This window comes from Pseudomonas sp. Sample_9, from assembly GCF_004307535.1.
Classification (GTDB): Bacteria; Pseudomonadota; Gammaproteobacteria; order Pseudomonadales; family Pseudomonadaceae; genus Aquipseudomonas; species Aquipseudomonas mercuritolerans.
Genome location: NZ_RAZO01000412.1, coordinates 1 through 4,713 on the forward strand (window position 1 = coordinate 1; position 4,713 = coordinate 4,713).

Annotated in this window: 6 protein-coding genes and 4 tRNA genes; 7 read left to right on the plus strand and 3 right to left on the minus strand. The window is 57.9% G+C overall.

Annotated elements, in window-relative coordinates; translation table 11 throughout:
- Positions 1 to 264: 264 nt before the first annotated feature.
- Complete coding sequence (locus D6877_RS29455) at positions 265 to 432, minus strand: hypothetical protein (protein WP_178083741.1); 168 nt, start codon at positions 430 to 432, stop codon at positions 265 to 267.
- A 235-nt stretch (positions 433 to 667) separates the two neighbouring features.
- On the opposite strand from D6877_RS29455, the gene D6877_RS23745 reads away from it, so the two are divergent.
- From D6877_RS23745 to D6877_RS23755, 3 genes are all read left to right on the plus strand, one after another.
- The gene (locus D6877_RS23745) at positions 668 to 1,339 is read left to right on the plus strand and encodes a peptidase C39 family protein (RefSeq protein ID WP_130912292.1); all 672 of its coding nucleotides are present in this window, start codon (positions 668 to 670) and stop codon (positions 1,337 to 1,339) included.
- A 90-nt stretch (positions 1,340 to 1,429) separates the two neighbouring features.
- Entirely contained in the window at positions 1,430 to 1,636 is a 207-nt protein-coding gene (locus D6877_RS23750; protein WP_024013462.1) for a DUF6021 family protein, read from the plus strand.
- Between the two features lie 12 nt (positions 1,637 to 1,648).
- Complete coding sequence (locus tag D6877_RS23755; protein ID WP_016775340.1) at positions 1,649 to 1,855, plus strand: hypothetical protein; 207 nt, start codon at positions 1,649 to 1,651, stop codon at positions 1,853 to 1,855.
- A gap of 54 nt (positions 1,856 to 1,909) precedes the next feature.
- Here the strand turns inward: D6877_RS23755 and pbpG are convergent, their stop codons facing one another.
- Entirely contained in the window at positions 1,910 to 2,848 is a 939-nt protein-coding gene (gene pbpG / locus D6877_RS23760) for a D-alanyl-D-alanine endopeptidase (RefSeq protein ID WP_130912293.1), read from the minus strand.
- Positions 2,849 to 3,078: 230 nt separating this feature from the next.
- Positions 3,079 to 3,933, minus strand: coding sequence for a bifunctional methylenetetrahydrofolate dehydrogenase/methenyltetrahydrofolate cyclohydrolase FolD (gene folD / locus D6877_RS23765; RefSeq protein WP_130912294.1), 855 nt, complete (start codon positions 3,931 to 3,933; stop codon positions 3,079 to 3,081).
- A 275-nt stretch (positions 3,934 to 4,208) separates the two neighbouring features.
- On the opposite strand from folD, the gene D6877_RS23770 reads away from it, so the two are divergent.
- From D6877_RS23770 to D6877_RS23785, 4 genes are all read left to right on the plus strand, one after another.
- Positions 4,209 to 4,285 (plus strand) — tRNA-Arg (locus D6877_RS23770).
- Between the two features lie 32 nt (positions 4,286 to 4,317).
- Positions 4,318 to 4,393, plus strand: a tRNA-His gene (locus D6877_RS23775).
- Positions 4,394 to 4,450: 57 nt separating this feature from the next.
- Positions 4,451 to 4,535 (plus strand) — tRNA-Leu (locus D6877_RS23780).
- Positions 4,536 to 4,612: 77 nt separating this feature from the next.
- Positions 4,613 to 4,688 (plus strand) — tRNA-His (locus D6877_RS23785).
- Positions 4,689 to 4,713 lie beyond the last annotated feature (25 nt).

Here is a 4,713-nt window from a genome sequence, read left to right on the forward strand (position 1 = left end):
AATTGCTGAGAACACAAAAAACCGCCTGGGCTGGTTGAGCTCAGGCGGTTTTTTTTCACTTTGATATTGGCGGTGTGTTTGAGAACCAGCCCCTCATCGGAACGCCGCCCGCCCAGCCCTCTCCCGAGGGAGAGGGAGCCGATTTTTGGGCTTTTCAAATGCTGAGTTCGGCTGGATATTTCAAGTCGGCGTAACTCAAAAGAACAACCCCGGTCAGTTCCCTCTCCCTCCGGGAGAGGGCTAGGGTGAGGGCGCTTTTAATCTTCAATGCGCAGTAACGTGTCGCACTGGATGCTTCTCTGTCTTCTCATCCGGCATCGTCTGCACCGGATGATGATGGCGCCGCGAAATCCGCAGCACGCCCCACAACATGGCAGTCGCCACGGCCAGCCAGCCGGCTATCAACATCACAATGGTCATGGTCAGGCTCATTGATGCCTCCTCTTCGCCCTGCATCGGGCGCCCGCTTTTCGCAATTCGCTCTATTTGAGTGACAGTCTAGTCAATGGGGTGTTTCAAGCTATTGACCAAAGGTCGTTAGTCACCAATCAGTTTGCTCTATGCAATCGCAGAGTCTGCGGTTTAAGGCTATACCGCGGGCGGGTGCGGCTCTATGATCGCTGGCGTTGCCGGAACACGATGACCGGCGTCTGGAAGAGAGTGACTGATGGTGCAGGTATTTTCTCGAGTGCGCGGAGCGTTGCTTGCCGGCGCTTGCGCGGTGGTGCTGAGCGGATGTGCAGGTAATGTAGCGCCTGAAGTCAAACGCTTGCCGGAGCGGGTTGAGCTCAGCGGCACCTTCTATCGTGGCGAAGCCAACCAGAGTGGGCCACAGGTGCTGGCCAGTCTGCTGTCGCAACAAGGCATCGTCATCACCCCGGGCCTTCTCGAAAAGCCGCTGCGCTTGCCGGGTGCTGAGGACAAATTGCAGCAGAACATGCAGAACCTCGCCCGCGAATACGGTCTGGTGGTTTATCCGCTCGACAGCAAGCTGCCAGCCTTGCTGACCCAGGTCGCAGCGGGCTACCCGGTCATGGTGCGTTTCAGCGAAGGTTCGGCATTCTGGGCCGAGCCGCGTTACGCGATCCTGTCCGGCTACGATCGCAATAAACAGAAGGTCCTGCTGCGCGCCGGCATGAACCGTCGGCAGTTGATGGATTTCGGCAGCTTTCAAGCAGCGCTCGAAAAGGCCGGTGGCTGGGCAATCCTGATTCAGAAACCGGCGCAGATCCCGGCAGCCGTCGACCGCTCCCGTTGGCTGAAAGCCGCCGATGAACTGGCGCAGGCCGGTGAGGAAAACGCTGCGGCGCAGGCTAGAAAGGCTCTGGCGGCGCAATAAGCCTCCGTTCGTCATCTGCCGGGCACGACTGCGCCCGGCCAGCCTCTGAAGATTAATGCCCGTGCTTCGCGGGTGAATCAAGGAGGCAACATGGCAGATTCCCCAAACCCTAAAGGCCCGCACTCGTCCGAACATTCCTCGGGTGATGATCTGGGATTCGATCCGGATTCGCCGGACCTTGATGATCCGCAAGTCGATCCGGTCGGGCCGGCGAAGGCGCCGCTGGATGTCGAGCCCGGTGAAGATCCGAAGAAACCGGCCAAGCCCTACGACCCGTTAGCCGATCTGAAACCTTGATGTGAGGTGCGTATGAGTACCGATTCAAGCTTCGATGACCACAAACCTGACAGCGTGCCGACCACGCCGGAGCCTGAGGTTGATCCGGTGCTGGACCCGGACAGCCCGATGCGTGACCCGCTGGCCCGGCCCAATGTGCTGACGCCGGAGGTTTCGCCAGAGCCGAGCTCGGGCGATGGCATCCCCGATGACGACAAGATGCCGCTGCCCAACGACTGATGCGCAGACGAAAAAAAGCCCCGAAGATTCGGGGCTTTTTTATGCTCGCTGGACCTACTTGGCCGCTTCGACCACGCCGCTCTGGCGGCTCTTGAGGTTCTTGTCGGCTTTGTATTGCTGTGCCACCGCAGGCACATTGGCGCTGCGGCCGGTTTCCACCCAGCTGCGGATGCGGCTGGCATCGGCAAAATGCGTGTATTTGCCAAACGCATCGAGAATCACCAAGGCGACCGGACGGTTGCCCATCTTCGTCACCAGCACCAGGCAATGGCCGGCCGGGTTGGTGAAGCCGGTCTTGGTGATCTTGATGTCCCAATCGGCCTTGTTGACCAAGTGGTCGGTATTGCGGAAGCCCAGGGTGTAGTTGGGCTTGCGGAACGCGACGGTCTTTTCCTTGGTGGTGGTCAGTTGCACGAGAAGTGGTTGCTTGTGCGCGGCCACCAGCAGTTTGCTCAGGTCGCGGGCGGTGGAAACGTTGCGCTCCGACAGGCCGGTCGGCTCGACGAAGTGTGTGCTGGTCATGCCCAGCGCCTTGGCCTTGGCGTTCATCGCCGCGATAAAGGCCGCATAGCCGCCCGGATAGTGGTGGGCAAGACTCGCGGCGGCGCGGTTTTCCGAAGACATCAAGGCGATCAACAGCATCTCGCGGCGCGGCAGCTCACTCTTGAGTTTGACCCGGGAGAACACACCCTTCATTTCCGGGGTGTTCCTGATATCGACATCGATCCATTCGTCCATGTTCTGTCGAGCTTCAACCACTACCAAACCAGTCATCAGCTTGCTGACGGAGGCGATCGGCACGATCACGTCAGGGTTGCTGGAATAAATGACTTTATTGGTCTGCATATCCATGAGCAGGGCGCTGCCGGACGCGATCTTCAAGCTCGAAGCGTCGCGTGGGGCCGCAGTGGTTTCCGCAGCGTTGATCGTTGGCGTGATGAATGTGCCTGTAACAGCAAAAAACAGGCTCAGAATCGAGAGACGAATTTTCACGCGGGCGAACTCTAAAAGGTTGGATATACCGTTAGTTTGTAACGGGTTATTTCTTTAAACCGGCGCATTTTAGGAGTATGGCTGAAGAACTGTCGATGGTTGTTTGAAAGACCTGAAAATCTCGTGAAAAGGCCTGTAAAAAGAGCGGTTTCCGGCGAACGGTTGAAGTTTTTTCTCAGACATGAAAAACCCCGCACGGGGCGGGGTTCTTCTCTTGCCGAAAAAACCGCTCAGACGTGCAGGGTTTCTGCCGCGTAGAGGGTATTTTCCAGCAGGCAGGCGCGGGTCATCGGGCCAACGCCGCCTGGTACCGGGGTGATCCAGCCGGCGCGGGGCAGGGCGGTTTCGTAGACGACGTCACCGACCAGTTTGCCGTCGTCCTGACGGTTGATGCCGACGTCGATCACGATCGCGCCTTCCTTGATCCACTCGCCCTTGACCAGGCCCGGCTTGCCGGCGGCAACGACCACCAGATCAGCGCGGCCGACGTGGCCCGCCAGATCCTTGGTGAAGCGGTGAGTGACAGTGACGGTGCAGCCGGCCAGCAGCAATTCCATGGCCATCGGGCGACCGACGATATTGGAGGCGCCCACGACTACCGCGTCCATCCCGTAAAGATCAGCGCCAGTGCTTTCCAGCAAAGTCATGATGCCTTTCGGAGTGCAGGGGCGCAGCAGTGGGATGCGCTGGGCCAGACGGCCGACGTTGTACGGGTGGAAACCGTCGACGTCTTTGTCCGGGCGAATGCGTTCCAGCAGCTTGGACGCGTCGAGGTGTTCGGGCAGAGGCAACTGCAGGAGAACGCCGTCGATGGCCGGGTCGTCATTGAGGCGATCGATCAGATCGGTCAGGGCGTCCTGAGTCGTGTCGGAGGGCAGGTCGTAGGCTTGAGAGAGGAAGCCAACCTCTTCACAGTCTTTACGCTTGTGCGAGACATAAACCTGAGAGGCAGGATCGCTGCCGACCAGGATCACCGCGAGGCCGGGGGTGCGCAGGCCTTGCTGGCGACGCTCGGCAACTCGTTGGGCGATCTGCTGGCGCAGCCTGGCGGCGATCGATTTGCCGTCGATTAGTTGTGCAGTCATTGCGCGTGATTAACCATCGAGAGGGGAAAAAATGAGAACGCATTCTCGCATGTCGAGCGGTGAGGGCAAAGGCGCTTGGTCAGCAAATTCCTCTAACTCCTTTAATTAAATGAATTTTTTTCAAAAAGGATTTGACGACCTTTGGAGCCCTCTATACTATTCGTCGCACTTGTCGGGCACAGCCTAGCACTGGTTAAGAAGGTGAAGCGGAATCGAGGTTCTGCGACGCTGGAAAGCACTTAGTTTGTAGTCCTTTAAGAGTACAGATTAACAAGGCGCCCGTAGCTCAGCTGGATAGAGCATCCGCCTTCTAAGCGGATGGTCGCAGGTTCGAGTCCTGCCGGGTGCGCCATTAGGCAGCTTTGGCACAAGTAGCGCAATATGGTGGGCGTAGCTCAGTTGGTAGAGCACGGGATTGTGACTCCCGTTGTCGTGGGTTCGATCCCCATCGTCCACCCCATATTTCGAAAGGCGCCAGATTTAACGGTCTGGCGCCTTTGCTTTAAAAGCTTCATCCGCGGATGTGGTGGAATTGGTAGACACACTGGATTTAGGTTCCAGCGCCGCGAGGCGTAAGAGTTCGAGTCTCTTCATCCGCACCAAATAAAGCTTCATTAATGCCTCGGGCCTGATGAAGTTTCGACAAAGAAGTTGTTTGGCTTTTTTGTTACGCAATATGGTGGGCGTAGCTCAGTTGGTAGAGCACGGGATTGTGACTCCCGTTGTCGTGGGTTCGATCCCCATCGTCCACCCCATATTTCGAAAGGCGCCAGATTTAAC